This is a genomic window from Variovorax fucosicus, assembly GCF_030316825.1.
GTDB lineage: Bacteria > Pseudomonadota > Gammaproteobacteria > Burkholderiales > Burkholderiaceae_C > Variovorax > Variovorax fucosicus.
On sequence record NZ_JASZYU010000001.1, the window covers coordinates 1,797,958 to 1,818,742 of the forward strand.

The window sequence follows — 20,785 nt, forward strand, 5'->3', positions numbered from 1 at the left end:
GCAAATGCAATGGATTCTGCAATATTTAGTTACAAGTCCTTGCCGCTAAAGGGAATTCACGTCGGACGAGTCTGACAGGAGGCGCGCACTCACTCGCGCAAACTTGAGTCGTTCTCACTTCCCGAATACCTAATGTCGACCTTTCGTGATCGTTTTTGTTCCTCTTTTTTCGCGCGACGCGCATCGGCCGCGGCCGTCGTGGTGCTTTCGGCGGCCGGCCTGTCCGCCTGCAAATCCGATATCGCTTTTCCGGCCGATGCCGATATCGCGCAGGCGCTGCAGGCCAACTTCGAGCAGGACGCCAACAACGCCAAGGCACGCGAGCTGGTTCAGACGCTGGGTGGCGAGAAGGGACAACTCGATTACAAGGTGCGCCGGGTGATCTACCGTCAAGGCGCATTCGAGGCGCAGTACGACGTGAGCCTGCGCATGGCCCGCAGCGGCGCCGAGAGCCTGCAAAAGCTCTACGCCACGATGATCCCCAAGGAAGAGGCCGCGAAGCTGCCCGAGCAGACGCTGGCGTCTTACGAGAAGTGGCTCGGCGACAGCGCGCAGGCCCTGGAGAAAACCAACCCGCCGCAGGCCACGGCGCTGCGCGACACGCTGCGCAAGCTCGGCGAGTGCTATCGCGACACCAAGGCGAATGACAGCGTGGCACTGATGGACGGGCTCGGTGCGCTGATCTCGCCCGCGCGCGACGGCTGGTACGCCGACAAGCTGCAGTCGCCCCAGGCGCAGTTGCGCTGCCTGCCGGTGTAGTTCAGCAGCGCCGGCTTGCCGCTCGCGAACCGAGGGCGGCGAAGGCTATCCGCTGTGAGGAACCGTGCTGCGTCGGTCGATCTTTCGACTGAGCACCATGGAGGTGTGGGTCTGGTGGATGCCGTCGATCTGACCCAGCTGATCGAGCAACTCGTCCAGCTGTTCGGGCGTGCCGCAGCGCAGAAGGACCATGTAGTCGAACTGACCGCTCACGGCCCAGACCTCCTCCACCTCGGGCAGGCGCTCGAGCGCCGCGATGACCGCGGGGGCGCTTTTGGCGTTGACGCTGAGCCCGCAGAACGCGCGAACCGCAGCGCGTTCGAGTCGCTGGCCGAGGCGAACCCCGTAACCCGCGACGATGCCCTCACGCTCCAGCCGGGCGATGCGCGCGACCACCGTGGTTCTGGCGATTCCCAGCTTGCGCGCCAGGTTGGCCGCCGGCTCGCGGGCGTTGGCCTGCAGCAAGCTCAGAAGGTGCTGATCGAGGTCATCAAGTCGTGAGTCCATGGGGGAACCTTGCAAAACTCAGCGATTGTGGCGTGGCCTGACCGGCGAGGCCCGTGGTCGCAAGTGACCAACGCCCGCGTCAGACTGACGAACCCCCTCGCTCTTTCGACGATCTGCTCTCTACCATCTGCCAGCACTCGCTCCTACAGTTTCTCCAGCGGGCAAACATGCTCACAGGAGAAATGAAATGACGAAGCTGCAGATCAAGAATGTTCTGGTTCTGGGTGCTGGCAAGGTTGGCAGCACGGTGGCGGACATGATCGCCGAGTACCACCGCTTGCCGGTCACGCTTGCCGATGTGAAACCGGGCCGCGCCACCGAAAGCGACGCGCTGGTTCGCAGGATCGCGCTCGACGTCGAAAGCGCGCAGGACCTAGGCGCGGCGCTCTCGGCCCATTCGGTCGTGATCAACTGCCTGCCCTTCTACCTCGCGCAGCGCGTGGCGACCGAGGCTGCAAGGTGCGGCGTCCACTACTTCGACCTCACCGAAGACGTGGCGGCGACGAGGGCCATCCGCGCGATATCGAAGGACGCGACTTCGATCCTCATGCCGCAGTGCGGCCTGGCGCCCGGCGTGATCGGCATGCTCGGCGGCTACCTGGCCGGCCGCTTCGACGAGCTCTACGACCTGCGGCTGCGCGTCGGCGCCCTCACGCGCAATGCGACGAACAGCCTGCGCTACAACTTCACATGGAGCATCGACGGCGTCATCAACGAGTACTGCAACCCGTGCGATGCCATCGTCAACGGCCAGCTCGTGTCGGTGCAGCCGATGGAAGGGCATGAGACCTTCACGCTCGACGCGGAGGCGTTCGAAGCCTTCAACACGTCGGGCGGCCTGGGCACGCTGTGCGAGACCCTGAAGGGGAAGGTCAGAAACCTCGACTACAAGACCATCCGCTATCCGGGCCACCGCGCCGCGATGAACTTCCTGCTGCACGACCTGCGCCTGATCGAGCGCCGCGACCTGCTGCGCCAGGTGCTCGAGCATGCCGTGCCGCACAGCCGTGAAGACGTCGTGATCCTGTTTGCCTCGGCGTCCGGCCTGCGCGATGGCCGCTTCGAACAGGAGACGCGCGTAGGGCGCGTGTTCGGTGCGCCGCTGCGCGGGAAGGACCGCACGGCGATCGAACTCACCACCGCGGCTGGCGTCGTCGGCGTGTTCGAGCTGCTGCAGCAGGGGAAGCTTCCGCCGCGCGGCTTCGTCGGCCAGGAGCAGGCCCCGCTCGAGCAGTTCCTCGCGACCCGGGTCGGCCACTACTACAAGGGCCTCGGCGTCTCGCCCTCCGCCAGCGCGCCCCAGAGTGAACTCGCACATGCCTGAAGAAGGCCCCCGGGGTCAAGCCTGCCAGCTTTGCGCCAGCAGCAGCCTCACATCCTCCAGTTGTTCCGCCGTCAATTCATGGACAGAGCGCAAGTCCGGCGGGTTGGGAAATGCGGCATCGGCAAAGGCGGTTCGACCGATATGAACCTCGGCGGCGTACCGCGGGATGGCATGGAAGTGCGGATTCGGATCGACCATCATCAGCGCGAGGTAGTTGAACTTCAGCGCGGGTGCGATTCGACGCACGGCTCGCTCGAAGTCGCCGATCACCTGCGGCAGCTCCGCGCCTTCCTCAGGAGTCAAGTCTCCCAGGCTGGTGCACCCGGACTTCGCGGCGATGACCGTGCAACCCAGCGTGACCTGCCCCGGCCTGACCATCACCACCCAATGAACATACTCCTTGATGACGGAGTCTGGATAGCCGAAGCGCTGCAGGGTGGCGTTCATGGGGTTCGCGTCGGCGCCCCACCCTGCAGCAGCCCGCGCCCGGCCAGGTTGCGCATCAGCGCACCGATGCCGAAGTTCCAGCGCGCGGCCTGCTGCGAATGCACCACGCGGTTGACCAGCGCGCCGAGTTCGGGGGCGCTGACGCTGACGCGGTCGCCCACCACATGTGTGAAGCCCTGCCCCGGGCCATGGCGATCCTGCGTGGGCGCGAACATGGTGCCGAGGAACAGCATCAGGCCGTCGGGGTAGTCGTGCTGCGGGCCGATCGCCTGGCCCACCAGGTCGAGTGGGTCGCGGCTGATCTTGGCGAGCGAGCTCGAGCCTTCGAGTTCGAAGCCCTCGGGCCCGGTGACCTGCAGGCCGACCGTGATGCGGCGCACGTCATCGATGCCGAAGTGCTCGTCGAACAGGCGGATGAAGGGGCCGATCGCACACGATGCGTTGTTGTCCTTGGCCTTGCCGAGCAGCAGCGCGCTGCGGCCTTCGAAGTCGCGCAGGTTCACGTCGTTGCCCAGCGCGGCGCCGCGGGTGTGGCCCTGGCTGTTGACGGCCAGCACGACTTCGGGCTCGGGGTTGTTCCAGACCGAGCCTTCGTGGATGCCGACATCGGCGCCGGTGCCGACCGCCGCCAGCACAGGTGCCTTGGTGAAGATCTCGGCATCGGGGCCGATGCCGACCTCGAGGTACTGCGACCACACGCCCTGGGCGATCAGCACCTCCTTGACCTTCGCGGCTGCGGCCGAGCCCGGCACGATGCCGGCCAGGTTGTCGCCCAGCACGTCGGTCAGTCCGGCGCGGATCGATTCGGCCCTGGCCGCGTCGCCGCGCGCCTGCTCCTCGATCACGCGTTCGAGCAGGCTGGCGACGAAGGTCACGCCGCTGGCCTTGATGGCCTGCAGGTCGCAGGGCGCGAGCAGCCAGGGCTTCGAGGTGTCGCGCAGCGTCTCGTCGCTGTTGGCCAGCACCGCATCGAGTGCAGCAATGCGTGGGGCCGTGCCGTCACGCAGCGCCGTGCGGATGTGCGCCACGGGCGCGTCGAGTTCGAGCAACTGGCTCGCGGTTGGCGCGATGCGCGACAGGTCGTGCAGTTGGCCCTGGTGCACGGCCACCAGCACCGGGCCCACGTCGGGTTGCCAGAGGCGGCCGATCAGGGTTGCGCGATCGGCGTCGCGTGGCAGGGCATCTTGCGGGGTCAGGGTGGCGCTGGGCATGTCGTTGTGTCTCCGGGTTTCTTTGCCCGATGGTACCGGGATGCGCTCAGCGCGCCGCGCCGTGCGAAGCGCTTGCACGGACGCGCGCCACCTCCTGCGGCAGATCGCGCCATGGCGGCTGGCCGGGCGCGAAACGCGCGCGCATGTAGCCGGCGAGTTCGGCGATCTGCGCGTCGTCGAGTGCCTCGCGGAAGGCGGGCATGAAGCCGATGTCTTTGGTCGCCGGCTCGCGCACGCCGTCGAGGATGGTGCGCAGCAGGTTGTCGGGGCGGCGGCTGGTGAGGTTGCTGTTGAGCGCGAGCGGCGTGTTCACGCCGAGCAGCGTCGGGCCGTTGCCGTCGTGGTGGCAGCTCGCGCATGCGCTGTCGAACATGCGCTGCGCCGGGCCGAGCAGTTGGCCCTGGCGGCTGGCGGCCGTGGCAATCACCTGCTGCGCCTTTTCAGCAGCCTGCGCTTCGGTCGATTGCGGGTTGAAGCTGGCGAGATAGGCCGCCATCGCGCGGATGTCCGCATCGGGCACTGCGCCGAGTTCGCGCACCACCTCTGCCATCGGGCCCGCGGCGATGCCGTGTTGCGGCGCATGGCCATTGCGCAGATAGCGGTAGAGCGCGTCGGCGTTCCAGGGTACGGCCGAGGCCGAGCGCGCGGTGAGCGCGGGCGCTTCCCAGCCCTCGACCATCGCGCCCGTCAGATACGCGCTGCCGCCCTGTTCGGCGCCGAGCGCATTGCGCGGCGTGTGGCAGGCGCCGCAGTGGCCGAGGCCGTTGACCAGGTAGGCACCGCGGTTCCATTCGGCCGTCTGCGTGGCCACGGGCTGGTACGGCGCCGGGTCGTGGAACATCGCGTTCCAGAAGCCCATGAGCGGGCGCACGCTGTACGGGAATTTCAGCTCGGCCGAAGGCGTTTCGGCGTGCACCGCGGGCTGCGCCATGAAGTACGCGTAGAGCGCGTTGAGGTCGTCGTCGCTGGTCTTGGCGAATGCGGTGTACGGGAACGCCGGGTAGAGCCTGTGGCCGTCGCGCGAGACGCCTTCGCGCATCGCGCGCTGGAACGCGCTGAACGACCAGCGCCCGATGCCCGTCTCGGCATCGGGCGTGAGGTTGGTGGTGTAGAGCGTGCCGAACGGCGTTTCCATGGCACGGCCGCCCGCGTTGACGGCGCCGCCGGGTGCGGTGTGGCAGACGGCGCAGTCGCCGATGGCGGCAAGCACGCGGCCTCGTTCGATCGTGGCTTCGGTGTAGACCGGTGCGCTGAGCGCGACCGGCGCGATCGCGGGGCGCCAGCCAAGCAGGCCGGCGATGGCGCCGAGGCTGCCGAGCACAAAAGCCGTGGCCCAGGCCGTCTTGCTCCTTCCCCTCCCGGGGGAAGGCTGGGATGGGGGCACGACGGCGTCGCCATTCGACCGCTGCTCGCCCCCGCCCCCGCCCTCCCCCGGAGGGGGAGGGAGCCAATTCGGGTACAAGCCTGCACGAACCACCTCGGGCGTGAACGGCGGCGACCTAAACCGCACGCCGGTCGCATCGAAGATCGCATTGGCGATCGCCGCGGTGCCCGGCACCGATGACGACTCGCCCGCACCGAGCGCCGGCTCGCCGGGGCGGGGCATGTGCATCACCTCGATCACCGGCACTTCGCGGAAGCTGAGGATCGGGTAGCTGCCCCATTCGCGATTCACCACCACGCCGGCGGGCGGCACGCCGGGCAACAGCCCGGCCTTGTGCGGCGCCTGGGGCGCGAACTGCACCTTCTCCTTCAGCGCCCGGCTGGTGGTCTGGATCACGTTGCCGTGGATCTGGTGCTCGACGCCGGCTGGGTTGATCAGCAGGCCTGCGTCGTGGCCGACGACCACGCGGCGCACATGCACTTCGCCGGTCTTCTGGTTGACCTCGACATCGGCCACCCAGGCGGCCCAGGCCGCGCCGAAGCCGGGCCACTTGCTGTGGATGTAGCGCGCGTAGGCCACGCCCTGGCCGAACAGGATGTCGCCACCGGCACCGAGCCCGCCGTCGGCGTTCTCCTGCGGGCCGGTGCGCATGCGCCAGCCGGCTTTCTGCGCGGTGGCGCGCAGCAGCTCGGCGGCGCGCGGGTCGGGCAGATGCCGCAAGCGGAACTCGACCGGGTCGATGCCGGCAGCGGTGGCGAGCTCGTCCACATACGACTCGTGCGCGAACGAGCTGGGCAGCGCCGACACGCCGCGCAGCCACGAGGCGCGCACGATCGGCGCCATGTCGTTGACCTTGACGCGCAGGTTCTCGTACGCATAGGGCGGGCGCGCGGTGCGGTCGCCCATCTCGAAAGCCTGCGCCACCGGTTCGATGGTGCGCGTGAGCAGCAGCGCGAGCGTCGGCGCGCCGTTCGACGGGTACGAGGTTTCGAAGTCGTAGGCGGCCACGCTGCCGTCGGCCGCGAGCCCGCCGTTGACCTGCATCAGCTGCGCCGCGCCCTTGGGCTCCCAGGCGTGCTCCTGCTCGCGCGTGAGCTGCACGCGCACCGGCGCACCGACGGCCCGGGCCAGCAGCGCCGCGTCGGCCGCCACGTCGTCGGCGCCGTTGCGGCCATAGCAGCCGGCTGCTTCCATGCGCACGACTTCGATGGCCACATCGGGCAGCCCCATGAGGCGCGCGAGGTCGGCGCGCAACACGTGCGGATTCTGCGTGCCGGCCCACACCGTGAGCACCGTGCCCCCACGCTCACCCACTGCGTGGGGCTCGCCGCGCCAGTCGGCCAGGGCACAGGACGGCCCGATCGACGCATGCATCTGGTAGGGCCACACATACGTGCGCGGCATCGGCTGCGCTGCAGCGGCGAGCGCGGCGTCGACATCGCCCTCATCGACCAGCAGGCGCTGTGTCGACGGGTTGGCGCGGATCGCGCCTTCGAGGTCGTCGAGCGACGGCAGCCCGGGCCAGGGCTTCCAGCTCACGCGCAGTTCGCGCAGCGCCTGCTCCGCATGCTCCTCGCGCTCGGCCACGATGCCGACGAAATCACGGATCACCACCACGGCGCGGATGCCGGGAATGTGCGCGATCGATGCCTGGTCGACCGCCTCCAGCGTGTTGCCGATGAACTCGCCGTGGTCAGCGCCCGCATAGGGCGGCCGCACCACGCGGCCGTGCAGCATGCCGGGCACGCGCATGTCGTGCACGAACACGGCATCGCCGGCCAGCTTGGCCGGAATGTCGATGCGCGGCACGCGCGTGCCGACCAGGCGGTAGTCGTCGGGATGCTTGAGCGGCGTGTCGGCGGCGAGCATCAGCAGGCCGCGCTGCCCTGCCAGCAGTTCAGCGAACGAGCGGCCGACCGCGGCATCGGCCCGCGCATGCACGCGGCCGTCGGTCACCGTGAGATCGGCCTCGGGAATGCCCAGCCATTCGGCCGCCTGCGCGATCAGCCAGCCGCGCGCCTGCGCCGCGGCGAGCCGCAACGGCGCGGCGTGCAACTGGATCGATGCGCTGGCAATGGTCGCGCCCTGGTTGGGCGCGCGCGCGGTGTCGCCCAGCACCACGCACAGCTGCGCGAGCGGCAGGTCGAGTTCCTCGGCCACGATCTGCGCCAGCGCAGTCTGCAGGCCGGTGCCGAGATCGACATGGCCGTTGAGCGCGGTCGCGCTGCCGTCGTCCCACAGCGCAAGCAGGACTTCGGGGCCCTCGGCCGGATTGCCGGAGACGAGTGCCGGCTGCCCCTGGGCCGGTGGCGGCGCGGGTGGTGTCTCGCGTACCACGACCAGCACGCCATCGGCCTCCAGAAAATCGGCCCGCGTGCGCGGTGCATCGGCGCGACGCGTCACAAGGGCTCGTCCTTGTCGGCGATGCGTTGCGCCGCGAGCTGCACCGCACGCAGGATTTCCACGTGCGTGCCACAACGGCACAGGTTGCCCGACAGCTCGGCACGGATGCGGTCCTCGCTCGGCCTGCGCTCGCGCGCCAGCAGCGCGGCGGCCTGCATCACCATGCCGTTGAGGCAATAGCCGCACTGGGCCGCCTGTGCATCCTCGAAGGCCTGCTGCACTGGGTGCCAGTCGTCGCGCGAGCCCAGCCCTTCCAGCGTGGTGATGCAGCGGCCTGCCACGCCGTGCGCCGGGATCACGCAGGATCGCGCGGCCACGCCGTCGACCCACACCGTGCACGCTCCGCACTGGCCGAGCCCGCAGCCGTACTTCGGGCCGTTGAGCCCGAGGTCGTTGCGCAGCAAATGCAGCAGCGAGGCCTCACGCGGGACAGCCAGCACCTGCGGCCGGCCGTTGACCTGCAGTTCGAGTCTCTGTGCGGCTTCAGCGCCGCAGGCTGCCGTCACGGGTGTACATCTCCAGATCCACGAAGTTCGAGCCGTTGTGGTTCTTCGCGCTGTAGGTCACGGGAAACTCACCGAAGCGCGCGTTGCCCATGCCTTCGAGCGCGGTGATGAAGCCCTCGCGCGTGAGGCTGCGGCCCGCGCGCTTGATGCCGTCGACCAGCACGCGCGAGACGATGTAGCCCTCGAGTGCGGTGTAGCTGTCGATCTTCTGGCCGAACTCGGCGCGGTCGCGCTGGTAGTCGGCCACGATCGGCAGGCGCGGCACCTGCGGCGGTGGCACGATGCTGGCCGTGACCAGACCTTCGAGCTTGCCGTTGAGGCGCTGCGCCGAGCCCTGCGCATCGGTGATGCCGACCGACAGCGTGTACAGAGGCGCAGCGGCACCGCTGGTGCGGTAGTCGCGGATGAACACCTCGGTCATGCGGCCGGCCATGATCATCACCACCGCGCCGGGTTGTGTCTTGGCCAGACTCTCGCCGATGGCCTTGGCGTCGGTCGCGGTGATTGCCATCGGCAGCGTCTGCACGACCTTGACGTTGTACTCGGCCGCCAGCTGCTCGCAGGTGGCGAGGTTCGACTTGCCGAAGGCGCTGTCCTGGAACACCACGGCGATGCTCTTGTTGCCGATGGTCGAGAGGTGGCTGATGATCTTGCGCAGCTCGAGGTCGTAGCCAGCTCGCACATGGAACAGGTGGCGGTCGAAGTTGGTGCGGAACGATGTGGTGCCGACCAGCGGCGCGAACATCGGCACGCCCGCCTTGGTGGCCAGCGGCATCGCGGCCACCAGATTGCCGGTGGCCACATAGCCGGTGAGCGCGAACACCTTGTCTTCGTCGATCAGCTTGGCGGTGTTGGCAGCCGTGCGCTGCGGCTCGTAGGCATCGTCGTACGACACCAGTTCGAGCTTGCGGCCGTTGACGCCGCCGCTCTTGTTGACGCGGTCGAAGTAGAGCTGGATGCCGGCCCGGTAGTCGATGCCGAAGTCCTTGGCCACGCCGCTGAACACGGCCGACTGGCCGATACGGATGGTGCTGTCGGACACGCCGGTTTCGGCGAGCGCCAGGCCGGGCAGCGCGGCACCCAGCCACAGCGCCGCATGCCACGCCGCGCGGGCGCGTTGCTTGAAATGCAAGCCCATACCTCAGGCGGCCACGGCGATGTCGGCCGACTGGATGCGCTTGACGCCCTTGGCGGTCATCTGCTTCCAGGCCGCAGCCAGCGAACCATTGAGGTCGATGCCACGCGTCGCGTCTTCGATCACATAGGCCTCGAAGCCTGCCTTGCGTGCATCCATCGCGGTCCAGGCGACGCAGAAGTCGGTGGCCAGGCCGGTGACGAACACGGTCTTGATGCCACGCGCCTTGAGGTAGCCGGCCAGCCCGGTCGCCGTCTTGTGGTCGGCCTCCTCGAAGGCCGAGTAGCTGTCCATGTCCTTGTGGAAGCCCTTGCGGATGACGAGCTGCGCGGTCGGCACCTTGAGTTCCTTGCCGAGCGCGGCATCCTCGGTGCCCTGCACGCAATGATCCGGCCACAGCACCTGCGTGCCGTAGCTGAGCTTGGTGGTCTCGAACGGCTTCTTGCCCGTGTACGTGCTCGCGAACGAGGCATGGCCTGCGGTGTGCCAGTCCTGCGTGACGACCACGTTCTCGAAGCCCGGCGCCAGCTTGTTGATGATCGGGATGACTTCGTTGCCGCCCTTGACCGCGAGCGTACCGCCGTCGAGGAAGCAGTTCTGCACGTCGACCACGATCAGCGCGGCCTTGCTGCCGGGCTTGATCTTGCCGGCCGCGAAGGCGGACAGGCCGAAACCGCCCATGAGGCCGAGTGCGGCGCCGGACTTGAGAAGGGTTCTGCGATTGGCGTAGGACATGATGAATGCTCCGGGAGGTTGAGAAAAAATCAGACGCTGAGATACGCGCGGCGAATCTCGTCGTTGGCGGCGAGTTCGGCCATCGAGGCCTGGTAGCGGATCTGGCCCTTTTCGAGCACATAGGCGCGGTCCGACACCAGTTCGGCAAAGTGCATGTTCTGCTCCGACAACAGGATGCTCACGCCATGTGCCTTGAGCTCGAGGATCATGTTGGCCATCTGCTCGACGATCACTGGCGCCACGCCTTCCGATGGCTCGTCGAGCAGCACCAGATACGGGTTGCCCATCAGCGTGCGCGCCACGGTCAGCATCTGCTGCTCGCCGCCGCTCATGCGGCCGCCCGGACGGTTCGGCATTTCACCCAGATTGGGAAACAGCTTGAACAGCCGCTCGGGCGTCCACACCGGCGCGCTGCTGCCGTCCGTCCAGCGGCGCTCGGGCTGTCTGCCGACCTCGAGGTTCTCCATCACCGTGAGGTCGGTGAACACGCGCCGGTCTTCGGGCACGAAGCCCAGGCCCAGCCGCGCCGCCACGTGCGGCTCCCGCTTCGAGATGTCGTGGCCCAGAAAGCTCACCGCACCGCGGCGCTTGGGCAGCATGCCGATCAGCGCCTTGAGCGTGGTCGACTTGCCGGCGCCGTTGCGGCCCATCAGCGCGACCACTTCGCCGCGCCGCACTTCGAGATCCACGTCGTAGAGGATCTGCGCGGCGCCATACCAGGCGCACAGCGATTTCGCCTGGAGCAATGTTTCGTGTGTGCTCATCCTGCCGCTCCCACCGCCGCGTTCACTTCGGCGGCCTTCTCTGCAATCTTCTCGAAGGTCTTGCCGCTGCCGAAGTACACCTCCTGCACCTTCGGATGGTCGCGGATCTCGAGCGGCTTGCCCTGCGCGATGAGCCGGCCACGCGCCAGCACGATCATGCGGTCGGCGTAGGCGAACACCACGTCCATGCTGTGTTCGGTGAACAGCACGGCCAGGCCGCGCTGGATCACGAGTTCCTTGGTCAGTGCCATCAGCGAATTGCGCTCCTTCGGCGCCATGCCGGCCGTGGGCTCGTCCATCAGCAACAGCTTCGGGCTGTTGGCCATGGCGATCGCGAGTTCGACGCGCTTGACGTCGCCGTACGCGAGTTCGCTGCAGGGGCGATCGGCCTGCGCCTTCATGCCGACCTGCTCCAGCAGCGCGAGCGCCTCGTCGCGCTTGTGCTCGGCCGCGCGGCGCCACATTGAAAACAACTTGCCGTCGTGCGAGAGCATCGCCATCTGCACGTTCTCGACCACTGTGAGCGATGCAAAGGTTTCGGCGATCTGGAAGGTGCGGCCGACGCCCAGGCGCCAGATGGCGCGCGGCTTGCGGCCCACCAGTTCGTGCCCGTCGAACAGGATCGAACCCTGGTCTGCCTTGAGCTGGCCGTTGACCATGTTGAAGGTGGTCGACTTGCCGGCGCCGTTGGGGCCGATCAGTGCCAGCAGTTCGCCGGCGGCGAGTTCGAAGCTGATGCCGTCGACCGCCTTCACGCCGCCGAACGACTTGCCGAGGTTGTCGACCTTGAGAAGAGGCGACGTGCTCATGCCTTGGCCTCCTTCACTTCCACCGCGTCCGGCTTGCGCTTCAACCGGTCGAACAGTTGCTTCGTGAAGCCCGCGATGCCTTGCGGGAACAGCAACACCAGGATCAGGATGATCGCGCCCAGCATCGCGCGCCAGTAGTCGGTGTTGCGCGCCACCGCGTCGTGCAGCCAGCTGAAGGTGAAGGCCCCCACCACCGGCCCGGCCAGCGTCTGGATGCCGCCCAGCAGCACCATGACCAGGCCGTCGACCGACTTGCCGACGCTGAGGCTTTCGGGCGAGATGCTGCCTTTGGAGAACGCATAGAGCGAGCCAGCCAGCCCGGCCGCGGCACCCGCGATGACGAAGGCCGTCCACTGCATGCGCTTGACGTCGATGCCGATCGCGTCGGCGCGCAGCACCGAATCGCGCCCGGCGCGCAGCGCATAGCCGAACGGCGAGAACAGCACGCGGCGCAGCATGAGGATGCCGCCGCCCACCAGCACCAGCGTGAGCCAGTAGTAGGCGCGCTTGTCCGACAGCCATTCCGAGGGCCAGACACCGGTGAGGCCATTACTGCCGCCGGTGAACGAATCCCACTGGTAGGTGATGGCCCAGGTGATCTGCGCGAAGGCCAGCGTGAGCATTGCGAGGTACACGCCCGACAGCCGCACCGCGAACCAGCCGTAGACGAAGGCACCTATGGCCGCGACCAGCGGCGCCGCGATAAGCGCCACCTCCATCGGCAGGCCGCTCGAACGCACCAGCAGCGCGGCGCCGTACGCGCCCAGGCCGAAGTACGCCGCGTGGCCGAACGAGTGCATGCCGGCCGGGCCCATGATGAAGTGCAGGCTGGCGGCGAACAGCGCGGCGATCAGCAGGTCGATCAGCAGCACCGTGGTGTAGGGCGAATCGGCCGTGAGCAGCGGCATCGCCATCAGCACGGCACCGAGCGCGGCGACCAGCCAGAGGTAGCCCTTGCCGGCGCGGCGCAGCGGCTCTTCCTGCATGCCGACATAGCGGCTCGGCGCCTGCGGCCTGCCGAACAGGCCCCACGGGCGCCAGACCAGCACCACCGCCATGACGAGGAATTCGACCACCAGCGTGAGCTTGGAGAACGACACGCTGTAGCCGAACACATCGACCACGCCGAGCCAGATGCAGACGGCCTTGATCTCGGAAATGAGCAGTGCCGCCACATACGCCCCCGGGATCGAGCCCATGCCGCCGACCACCACCACCACGAAGGCCGCGCCGATGGTGTTGAGGTCCATCTCGAGCGTGGCGGGCTCCCGCGGCAACTGCAGCGCACCGCCGAGCCCTGCCAGCAGGGCGCCGAGCGCGAACACGGCCGTGAACAGCCAGGCCTGGTTGACGCCGAGCGCGCTGACCATCTCGCGGTCTTGCGTGGCGGCGCGCACCAGCGTGCCCCAGCGCGTGCGCGTGAGCAGCAGCCAGAGCAGGCCCAGCACCACCGGGCCGACCACGATCAGGAACAGGTCGTAGCTCGGGAACTGCCGGCCGAGGATTTCGACCGAGCCCGACAGGCCCGGCGCACGCGGGCCGAGCAGCTCGTCGGGGCCCCAGAGCCACAGCACTGCGTCCTTGATCACCAGCACGAGTGCAAAGGTCGCGAGCAACTGGAACAGCTCGGGCGCCTTGTAGATGCGGCGCAGCAGCACCACCTCGATCAGCGCGCCGAGGATGCCCACGGCGACGGCTGCGATCACGAGTGCCGGCCAGAAGCCCAGGCCGGTGCCCAGCTTCTCGACCAGCGTGTAGGCGATGTAGATGCCCACCATGAAGAAGGAGCCGTGCGCGAAGTTGACGATGCGCGTGACGCCGAAAATCAGCGACAGGCCCGCCCCCACGAGGAACAGCGAAGAAGCCGACGACAGCCCCGTGAGGAACTGCAGCAGCAAGGAAGACAAACTCATCCGGCGACCTTCATTGCGCCGCGCGCGCCTTCTTCACATCCGCGGCCGAAGGCTGGAACTTGGCGCCGTCGAGATAGACATAGTCGACCATCACGCCCTTGCCGCCTTCGTTCTTGGTCTTGCCGACGAAGGCACCCATGGTCGACTGGTGGTCTTCCGGACGGTAGGTGATCTTGCCGAACGGCGTGTCGACCTGCAGGCCCTTGAAGGCGGCGACCAGCTTCGGCGTTTCGGTGCTCTTGGCCTTGGTGATGCCGGCCGCGACCGACTTGATCATGCTGTAGCCGACCACCGAGCCGAGGCGCGGGTAGTCCTTGTACTTGCCGTGGTAGGCCAGGAAGAAGGCCTTGTGCTCGGGCGTCTGGATGCCATACCAGGGGTAGCCGGTGACGAGCCAGCCGTTAGGCGCTTCGTCCTTCAGCGGGTCGAGGTATTCGGGCTCGCCGGTCAGCACGCTGACCACGGCACGGTCCTTGAACAGCCCGCGGGTGTTGCCCTCGCGCACGAACTTCGACAGGTCGGCGCCGAAGAGCACGTTGAAGATGGCATCGGGCTTGGCATCGCCCAGTGCCTGGGCCACGGCACCGGCGTCGACCTTGCCCAGCGGCGTGGCCTGCTCGACCACGAACTCCACGTCGGGCTGTGCAGCCTTCAGCAGGTTCTTGAAGGCGGCCACGGCCGACTGGCCGTATTCGTAGTTGGGGTAGACGATGGCCCAGCGCTTCTTGTTGAGCTTGACCGCCTCGGGCACCAGCATCGCGGCCTGCATGTAGGTGCCGGGGCGCAGGCGGAAGGTGTACTCGTTGCCGCCCTGCCAGGTCATCTTGTCGGTGAGCGGTTCACCGGCCAGGAAGAAGAACTTCTTCTGCTTGGCGAAGTCGGCCACGGCCAGGCCGGTGTTCGACAGGAAGGTGCCGGTCAGCACGTCGATCTTCTCGCGTGCCACCAGTTCTTCGGCCACACGCACCGCGTCGCCGGGGTTCGCGTTATCGTCACGCGTGATGAGTTCGACCTTCTTGCCATTGATGCCGCCCTTGGCATTGATCTCTTCGACGGCCAGTTCCATGCCCTTCTTGTAGGGCTCGAGGAAGGCGGGCTGCGCCTTGTAGCTGTTGACCTCGCCGATCTTGATAACGCCCTGCGCATGCGCGGGAACGAGAGCGGTGGCCAGGGTGGCGAGTGCCGCGGCGCTGAAGACATGACGCAGTGGTTTCATGAAAAACTCCTTGAGTACAGGGAACAAAAACGAATAACTGACTTTTCGCGGAACACCGCGGAACCGGCTTCGCCGGGCCGCCGGTGTTGCCCCCGGCAGGGGGTTGGCGGAGCGACACGAAGTGCGCGAAGACTGAGGGCGAGCTTCATACTCGAGCTTCATTTCAATCCGTCTTCGCCCTTGATTTCAGAGACCTTCAGGCCGCCGATGCGCGGCAACGGGCGGCCGCTGTCGGTAACTGCGACGGCAACGACGATCTCGTTGGCGCGCGGGGCATCGGAGACACGGGCTTCGACCGCATCGAAGTGGCTGCGCACGAAGGCTGCATCCTTGTGGCCGAGCGGCACGTCGATCGCGGTGCCGAGCGTGCCGCGCTTCTTGCTGGACGGCACCAGGGCCGCGCCCTTCTCCACCGCCACGCGCAGCGGCGCGCCGAGCTTGGGATGAAGGATGGCAGCGGCGTGCTCCAGCTCGCCGGCTTCGCCGACGATCGCGGCCTTGCCGTAGCTCTGCGCGGCACCCGGTGCGATGCCGAGCGCGGCCACGCACTTCTGGCCGAGCAGCGCACCGAGCTCTTCGCCGATGGCGATCAGCTCGTCGAGGTTTTCGCTGTAGCGGCCGGCGTAGGGGTTCTCGATCACGGCGATGGCTACGGCGCGGCGCGTCGGCGGGTCGATGGCTTGGCCCATTTCGATACGGGTCTCGTCCACCTGGACGAGGAGTTTGCGGATATTGGCAGTCATCGGAGTCCGTCCCACTTGGAAATGTCTTTGGCGAGCAGCCCGCCGACGCGGGCATGGATGCGGTAGCCGGTGCTCATCGCGAGGATGAAGACGATTTCGTCCGCGGCCGGCGCACCGGGCACGCGCACCTCGATCGCATCGAACTGGCCGCGCACATAGCTGGCATTGATGTTGGTGAGCGGCACGTCGAGCGCAGCGCCCGGCGGGCCGACCTTCTTGGTCGAGGGCACGATCGACAGCGCATTCGCAGGCTGGCCGGTTTTCTCTTCGGCCTCACCCTTGCGGTACGCATTGCGGTCGCCCTTCCAGCCGAGCAGCTCGCGCATTGCATAGCCGCCCGGCACATGCCAGAGCGCGCCGTGTTCGAGCTCGCCCGCGGCACCGACGATCGCGCCCTTGCCGTACGTGGCGATCTGCTCCGTGCCCACGTCCATGGCCGCGAGCAGCCGGTGCGCCATGTCGACACCGACCGGATCGAGCAACGTCATCATCGGCAGGATGTCGGGCTCGTAGCGGCCGGCGAAAGGGTTGGTCAGCACGGCGCCGATGGCGCCACGCACCAGCGGAGTCGCGGCGCGGGGGCCGAACTCGTGGTGGATGTGCTCGACTTGCGTGAAGACGCGGCGGATTTCGATCATGGACATTTCGTTAAGCAAATACTGAACCAACGGCCATCCGGGATGCGCGATCCGGCAGCCGGGCCTTGGAGCATAAGGGCTCGGCCACGCGGTACTGCCCCTGGCAAACGAGCACCGCCGAGTCGATCAATCCGCCCTGCTGGAGCATGAGGGCGCGCGCCATGCCCGCATCCAGTGCGCGGCGCACCTGGGCCGGGGCGAGCGCGTCGACCCCGACCGTGACCGGAATGTCGCCGAGGTCGCTCTCGTCCTTGCATTCGCTGGCGGGGCGGCGCGTGATGCCAGCGTCTTCCACATTGACCGCGTTGGCGATGACGGTCGCCGCCGCATCGGCCTCGGCGGCGCTCCGGGCCAGCACCGTGACGCTGTCGGCGATGCCGAGCGAGAAGCTGCGCCCGCGCCAGCCGCTGGTCGCGACGCCGCGCACCGGCATGTCGGCGGTGATCTCGAACTGCCCGTCGGTCGTGATGGCGCCCACATCGCGCGGGTCGAAACGCGCCAGGTCGGAGAACAGGCCCACGCGCACCGAGTGCCCCGCAGCGAGGTGCAACGCGATGTCGCCGCCGTTGTTGAGCCAGGCGCGGTCGATGCCGGGGCGCTCGTAGAACCGGATCAGTTCCTGCGCCACCGAACCGGCCACAGCGGCCATCGGCGTGATGAAGGCCGCGTGGAACGGAAAGCAGGCGCTCCACATGCGCCGCGCCACCGGGCCGTGCAGCGCGCACCGGGCACCAACTGGCTGGCGCAACAGCGGCAACTCGTCGACCAGCTCGCCGAGCACGGTGCCGAAGCGCTGCCATGCCGCTTCATGCGCGGCGGCGACCGCCCGCGGCTCGCCATGGGCCTCGGCCACGATGTCGATCGGCCCGTGACTCAGGTGCCAGCGGTGCGCGTCGAGCGCCCTGCGTTGCGCAGACATGGTTTTCAGCCGAGCATCGGCGGTTGGCCGAGCGGCCATGGATTCGCGGCATCGATCTGCTGCCACTGCCGCGCCAGCGGCGCCCCGTCGTCCTGCCAGGCGCCGCGTGCCAGCGCCTGTTCGAGCGGGAACACATGACCGGTGTGGCCGCCGAGCGCGGCGTAGTCGTCGAGCCGCATGCTGAATTCGATCGGCGCGACGATCGCCGGCGTCGGCACGGTGCCGAAGCTGTTGTCGGGCATGCGCATCACGTCGACCATCACCGTGATGCCGCCGCCGGGCCACACATAGGCCGGCGCACCGCCGCAGGTCACGTTGACCAGCGCGCGCTTGATGGCGCGCGTGAGCAGCACTGGGTTCTCGCTGACGCCCGCACGCAGGCTGCCGCCGGCGCCGCCGAGGAACAGCACGGTGCAGAGCGAGGGCTCGCAGTTCTCGCCGATGCGCTCGACGATGCGGCGCACTTCGTCGGGCATCGGCTGCTCGACCGGCTGCAGCGTCTCGTCGAGCACATACCACTGGGCATGCTCGCCCGTGGTCGAAGTCATGAGCAGGCGCAGGCCGGGCTTGGCAACCCCCGCCTCCCATCCCTCGATGATCGACAGCGGATCGGCAATGTCGGTGCCGCCCCAGCCGTTGCCGGGATTGGCGACCTGGAAGTAGCGCCCCGGCGTCGACTTGCGCCCGCGCATCTCGATGCCCGAAGGCGCCATGTCGAGGCAGCGGCCGGCCTGGTGCTGGGTGAGCACGCCGGTGATGTGGTCATCGACCACCACCACCTCGTCGGCCACGCCGGCGAACTGGCGCGCGAAGATGCCGACCGCGGCCGAGCCGCAGCCGACGCGCATGCGCTGCTCCTCGACGCCGTTGACGATGGGCGCGCGGCCGGCCTGGATCACAAGGCTCGCGCCGCCGTCGATGGTGCATTCCACCGGCTTCTTGTTGCCGAGCAGCTGCATCAGCTCGACCGTCATGCGGCCTTCCTTCTTGCTGCCGCCGGTGAGGTGGTGCACGCCGCCGAGCGACAGCATCTGCGAGCCGTACTCGGCCGTGGTCACGTGGCCGACCACCTCGCCCTTGTAGCGCACGTTGGCCTGCTCGGCGCCGAGGAAGCGGTCCGTGTCGATCTTGATCTTGAAGCTGCAGTAGCTGAAGATGCCTTCGGTCACCACCGTGACCATGTCGACGCCCCGCGCCTTCGAGCCGACGATGAACGGCGCCGGCTTGTAGTCAGGGTAGGTGGTGGAAGAGCCGACCCCGGTGACGAACACTTCGTCGGCCAGCAACAGGTCGCCGTCCCAGTCGGGCGCACCATCGGCGGGCAAATCCGCGGATGCATCGGCCGCCGGGCGTGCAAACGGCACCAGGGCGGTGGCATCGGCTTCGACCGCGCGGCGCAACAGCACCACCGGATCGACCCGCACCAGCGTGCCGGCACGGTTCGCGTAGCGGTCGCAGGCGCCGCTGCGCCCCTCGGAAATCTGGCAAAGCACCGGGCAGGCGTTGCACTCGACCTTGGCCACGCTCATCTTGTCGTTGCGCAGCGGCGCGCGCCCGGCAAGGTCGCCCATGACCGGCATGTCCATGCCCGGAAGCCCGTCGGTTTTTGTGTGTTCGGTCATCGTGGAAAATCAGGGGGATCACCCGCATCGGCTGGCTCAGAAGATGCTTGTGATCGATTTGCTCTTTGTGTAGCATTCACTCCACTTTGATGTTGTGAACGCTACATTCAAAATCAATGTAGCAAATGCAATGCCAACGCGCAACGGCGTTTTTACCGAACCAACTTCAAGTCATGAGTGCCTTCAGCGAAGAAACCGTCCTCAGCGTCCACCACTGGACCGACCGCCTGTTCACGTTCACCACGACGCGCGACCCCGCGCTGCGTTTCTCGAACGGTCATTTCACGATGATCGGCCTGCGGGTGAACAACAAGCCGTTGCTGCGCGCCTACAGCATCGTCAGCGCCAACTACGAAGAACACCTCGAGTTCCTCAGCATCAAGGTCGAGGAAGGCCCGCTGACCTCCAAGCTGCAGCACATCCAGCCGGGCGACAAGATCATCGTGGGCCGCAAGCCCACCGGCACGCTGCTGATCGACTACACGCTGCCCGGCAAGCGCCTGTACCTGCTGGGCACCGGCACGGGCCTCGCGCCGTTCATGAGCGTGATCCGCGACCCCGACACCTACGAGAAGTTCGAGAAGGTGATCCTGGTGCACGGCGTGCGCCAGGTCGACGAGCTGGCCTACCACGACCTGGTGCTCGACCACCTGCCTCAGCACGAGTTTCTGGGCGACCTGATCAAGAACCAGTTGCTCTACTACCCGACCGTGACGCGCGAGGACTTCCGCAACATGGGCCGCATCACCGAGCTGATGGAGAGCAACAAGCTGACCGACGACCTGGGCCTGCCCCCGCTCAATGCCGCCGAAGACCGCGTGATGCTGTGCGGCAGCCCCGGCATGCTGACCGACCTGAAGCACATGCTGGAGGCCAAGGGCTTCAAGGAAGGCAACACCAGCACGCCTGGCGATTTCGTCGTCGAACGCGCCTTCGCTGAGAAATGACAGCCCCCCGGCTTTTCACTCGCTGCGCTCGTGTAACTCCACCCCCCGAGGGGGAGGCGCGGCCGGCTTGGGGCGGCCCGGCGCTCGGCCGCTGACGATGGCTGTCGCCAAGGCCTTGCCTGTCAACGGCCAACGTCGCGGCACCGGCGTGCGCGACGCTGCCGCGCAGGCCACGCGCAAGGCCATCCTCAAGGCGGCGACCAAGGTGTTTGCCAGGTACGGCTACGACGGCGGCAGCGTCGAGAAGATCTCGAAGGCGGCCAAGTCGTACGACCGCATGATCTACTACTACTTCGGCAGCAAGGAAGGCTTGTTCATCGCGGTGCTCGAGGAGATGTACCGCGCGATGGACGACGCGGAGACGGCCATCGCGCTCGATGCCGGCCGCCCGGTCGAGACGCTCACCGCCGTGATCCGCTTCGTGCACGGCTACTACCGCAAGAACCCCGAGTTCGTCACGCTGCTGAACACCGAGAACCTGCACAAAGGGCGCCACATCGCGAAATCGCTGCGTGCCGGCGAATACTCGTCGCACGCGATCGCGGTGATCCGCGAGGTGCTGGCCAGCGGCGTCGCCAAGGGCCTGTTCCGGCCCGACGTGGCGGCACGCGACGTCTACCTCCTGATCGCCTCGACCGGTTACTTCTACATGTCGAACCGGCACACGCTGACCGCCTTTCTCGGCGAGCCGCTGGAAACCGCGGAGGCCGTGGCGCGCTGGGAGGCCTTCGCGATCGACACGGTGCTGCGCGCGGTCAGCGCGGCACCCCTCTCCCCCTAGAACATCTCCACCCACGAGGAGT

General features: G+C 67.6%; 19 protein-coding genes. 4 read left to right on the forward strand and 15 right to left on the reverse strand.

Annotation, left to right across the window (positions count from 1 at the left end; translation table 11 throughout):
* The first annotated feature begins 132 nt into the window (after nt 1-132).
* Nucleotides 133-759, forward strand: coding sequence for a hypothetical protein (locus QTI05_RS08540; protein ID WP_286623902.1), 627 nt, complete (start codon nt 133-135; stop codon nt 757-759).
* A 45-nt stretch (nt 760-804) separates the two neighbouring features.
* On the opposite strand, the gene QTI05_RS08545 is transcribed toward QTI05_RS08540, so the two are convergent.
* Nucleotides 805-1,266 carry an Lrp/AsnC family transcriptional regulator gene (locus tag QTI05_RS08545; RefSeq protein WP_286623904.1) on the reverse strand — a complete coding sequence of 154 codons (462 nt, stop codon included), beginning with the start codon at nt 1,264-1,266 and terminating at the stop codon, nt 805-807.
* Between the two features lie 187 nt (nt 1,267-1,453).
* On the opposite strand from QTI05_RS08545, the gene QTI05_RS08550 reads away from it, so the two are divergent.
* Nucleotides 1,454-2,590 (forward strand): saccharopine dehydrogenase family protein, encoded by a 1,137-nt coding sequence (locus QTI05_RS08550; protein WP_286623906.1) that lies wholly within the window; start codon nt 1,454-1,456, stop codon nt 2,588-2,590.
* 15 nt (nt 2,591-2,605) lie between these two features.
* Here QTI05_RS08550 and QTI05_RS08555 read toward each other — a convergent pair whose 3' ends face one another.
* From QTI05_RS08555 to QTI05_RS08620, 14 genes are all read right to left on the reverse strand, one after another.
* Nucleotides 2,606-3,037, reverse strand: a complete 432-nt coding sequence (locus tag QTI05_RS08555; RefSeq protein ID WP_286623908.1) for an HIT family protein — start codon at nt 3,035-3,037, stop codon at nt 2,606-2,608.
* The gene (locus QTI05_RS08560; RefSeq protein ID WP_286623910.1) at nt 3,034-4,248 is read right to left on the reverse strand and encodes a fumarylacetoacetate hydrolase family protein; all 1,215 of its coding nucleotides are present in this window, start codon (nt 4,246-4,248) and stop codon (nt 3,034-3,036) included. The genes QTI05_RS08555 and QTI05_RS08560 overlap by 4 nt, the downstream gene beginning before the upstream one ends.
* A 46-nt stretch (nt 4,249-4,294) precedes the next feature.
* Entirely contained in the window at nt 4,295-8,035 is a 3,741-nt protein-coding gene (locus QTI05_RS08565; protein WP_286623911.1) for a molybdopterin cofactor-binding domain-containing protein, read from the reverse strand.
* The gene (locus QTI05_RS08570; RefSeq protein ID WP_286540748.1) at nt 8,032-8,541 is read right to left on the reverse strand and encodes a (2Fe-2S)-binding protein; all 510 of its coding nucleotides are present in this window, start codon (nt 8,539-8,541) and stop codon (nt 8,032-8,034) included. The genes QTI05_RS08565 and QTI05_RS08570 overlap by 4 nt, the downstream gene beginning before the upstream one ends.
* The gene (locus tag QTI05_RS08575; RefSeq protein WP_444812873.1) at nt 8,519-9,673 is read right to left on the reverse strand and encodes an ABC transporter substrate-binding protein; all 1,155 of its coding nucleotides are present in this window, start codon (nt 9,671-9,673) and stop codon (nt 8,519-8,521) included. Before QTI05_RS08575 ends, QTI05_RS08570 begins: the two co-directional genes overlap by 23 nt.
* Before the next feature lie 9 nt (nt 9,674-9,682).
* Complete coding sequence (gene pncA, locus QTI05_RS08580) at nt 9,683-10,411, reverse strand: bifunctional nicotinamidase/pyrazinamidase (RefSeq protein ID WP_286623914.1); 729 nt, start codon at nt 10,409-10,411, stop codon at nt 9,683-9,685.
* Nucleotides 10,412-10,440: 29 nt separating this feature from the next.
* On the reverse strand, nt 10,441-11,175 hold the full coding sequence (locus QTI05_RS08585) for an ABC transporter ATP-binding protein (protein WP_286540743.1): 735 nt from the start codon (nt 11,173-11,175) through the stop codon (nt 10,441-10,443).
* Nucleotides 11,172-11,984, reverse strand: coding sequence for an ABC transporter ATP-binding protein (locus QTI05_RS08590; RefSeq protein ID WP_286623915.1), 813 nt, complete (start codon nt 11,982-11,984; stop codon nt 11,172-11,174). The genes QTI05_RS08585 and QTI05_RS08590 overlap by 4 nt, the downstream gene beginning before the upstream one ends.
* Nucleotides 11,981-13,897: an ABC transporter permease gene (locus QTI05_RS08595; RefSeq protein ID WP_286623916.1), complete on the reverse strand. Its 1,917-nt coding sequence runs from the start codon at nt 13,895-13,897 to the stop codon at nt 11,981-11,983. The genes QTI05_RS08590 and QTI05_RS08595 overlap by 4 nt, the downstream gene beginning before the upstream one ends.
* Nucleotides 13,898-13,907: 10 nt before the next feature.
* The gene (locus QTI05_RS08600) at nt 13,908-15,113 is read right to left on the reverse strand and encodes an ABC transporter substrate-binding protein (protein WP_286540739.1); all 1,206 of its coding nucleotides are present in this window, start codon (nt 15,111-15,113) and stop codon (nt 13,908-13,910) included.
* A 158-nt stretch (nt 15,114-15,271) separates the two neighbouring features.
* Nucleotides 15,272-15,856, reverse strand: a complete 585-nt coding sequence (locus QTI05_RS08605; RefSeq protein ID WP_286540737.1) for an amino acid synthesis family protein — start codon at nt 15,854-15,856, stop codon at nt 15,272-15,274.
* On the reverse strand, nt 15,853-16,494 hold the full coding sequence (locus tag QTI05_RS08610) for an amino acid synthesis family protein (RefSeq protein ID WP_286540736.1): 642 nt from the start codon (nt 16,492-16,494) through the stop codon (nt 15,853-15,855). Before QTI05_RS08610 ends, QTI05_RS08605 begins: the two co-directional genes overlap by 4 nt.
* A gap of 10 nt (nt 16,495-16,504) precedes the next feature.
* The gene (locus tag QTI05_RS08615; RefSeq protein WP_286623917.1) at nt 16,505-17,413 is read right to left on the reverse strand and encodes a UPF0280 family protein; all 909 of its coding nucleotides are present in this window, start codon (nt 17,411-17,413) and stop codon (nt 16,505-16,507) included.
* A 5-nt stretch (nt 17,414-17,418) separates the two neighbouring features.
* Nucleotides 17,419-19,035: a 6-hydroxynicotinate reductase gene (locus QTI05_RS08620; protein ID WP_286623919.1), complete on the reverse strand. Its 1,617-nt coding sequence runs from the start codon at nt 19,033-19,035 to the stop codon at nt 17,419-17,421.
* A 173-nt stretch (nt 19,036-19,208) separates the two neighbouring features.
* Here QTI05_RS08620 and QTI05_RS08625 point away from each other — a divergent pair, with 173 nt between their 5' ends.
* Both QTI05_RS08625 and QTI05_RS08630 read left to right on the forward strand, forming a co-directional pair.
* The gene (locus QTI05_RS08625; RefSeq protein ID WP_286540733.1) at nt 19,209-19,982 is read left to right on the forward strand and encodes a ferredoxin--NADP reductase; all 774 of its coding nucleotides are present in this window, start codon (nt 19,209-19,211) and stop codon (nt 19,980-19,982) included.
* A gap of 97 nt (nt 19,983-20,079) precedes the next feature.
* Nucleotides 20,080-20,763 carry a TetR family transcriptional regulator gene (locus QTI05_RS08630; protein ID WP_286540732.1) on the forward strand — a complete coding sequence of 228 codons (684 nt, stop codon included), beginning with the start codon at nt 20,080-20,082 and terminating at the stop codon, nt 20,761-20,763.
* Nucleotides 20,764-20,785: the final 22 nt, after the last annotated feature.

Bases quoted from the DNA above. Each gene is read 5' to 3' on its own strand.
- QTI05_RS08540 (WP_286623902.1), top strand. From the start codon at position 133: ATGTCGACCTTTCGTGATCGTTTTTGTTCCTCTTTTTTCGCGCGACGC.
- QTI05_RS08545 (WP_286623904.1), bottom strand. From the start codon at position 1,266: ATGGACTCACGACTTGATGACCTCGATCAGCACCTTCTGAGCTTGCTG.
- QTI05_RS08550 (WP_286623906.1), top strand. From the start codon at position 1,454: ATGACGAAGCTGCAGATCAAGAATGTTCTGGTTCTGGGTGCTGGCAAG.
- QTI05_RS08555 (WP_286623908.1), bottom strand. From the start codon at position 3,037: ATGAACGCCACCCTGCAGCGCTTCGGCTATCCAGACTCCGTCATCAAG.
- QTI05_RS08560 (WP_286623910.1), bottom strand. From the start codon at position 4,248: ATGCCCAGCGCCACCCTGACCCCGCAAGATGCCCTGCCACGCGACGCC.
- pncA (WP_286623914.1), bottom strand. From the start codon at position 10,411: ATGTCCTACGCCAATCGCAGAACCCTTCTCAAGTCCGGCGCCGCACTC.
- QTI05_RS08585 (WP_286540743.1), bottom strand. From the start codon at position 11,175: ATGAGCACACACGAAACATTGCTCCAGGCGAAATCGCTGTGCGCCTGG.
- QTI05_RS08590 (WP_286623915.1), bottom strand. From the start codon at position 11,984: ATGAGCACGTCGCCTCTTCTCAAGGTCGACAACCTCGGCAAGTCGTTC.
- QTI05_RS08595 (WP_286623916.1), bottom strand. From the start codon at position 13,897: ATGAGTTTGTCTTCCTTGCTGCTGCAGTTCCTCACGGGGCTGTCGTCG.
- QTI05_RS08600 (WP_286540739.1), bottom strand. From the start codon at position 15,113: ATGAAACCACTGCGTCATGTCTTCAGCGCCGCGGCACTCGCCACCCTG.
- QTI05_RS08605 (WP_286540737.1), bottom strand. From the start codon at position 15,856: ATGACTGCCAATATCCGCAAACTCCTCGTCCAGGTGGACGAGACCCGT.
- QTI05_RS08610 (WP_286540736.1), bottom strand. From the start codon at position 16,494: ATGATCGAAATCCGCCGCGTCTTCACGCAAGTCGAGCACATCCACCAC.
- QTI05_RS08615 (WP_286623917.1), bottom strand. From the start codon at position 17,413: ATGTCTGCGCAACGCAGGGCGCTCGACGCGCACCGCTGGCACCTGAGT.
- QTI05_RS08620 (WP_286623919.1), bottom strand. From the start codon at position 19,035: ATGACCGAACACACAAAAACCGACGGGCTTCCGGGCATGGACATGCCG.
- QTI05_RS08625 (WP_286540733.1), top strand. From the start codon at position 19,209: ATGAGTGCCTTCAGCGAAGAAACCGTCCTCAGCGTCCACCACTGGACC.
- QTI05_RS08630 (WP_286540732.1), top strand. From the start codon at position 20,080: ATGGCTGTCGCCAAGGCCTTGCCTGTCAACGGCCAACGTCGCGGCACC.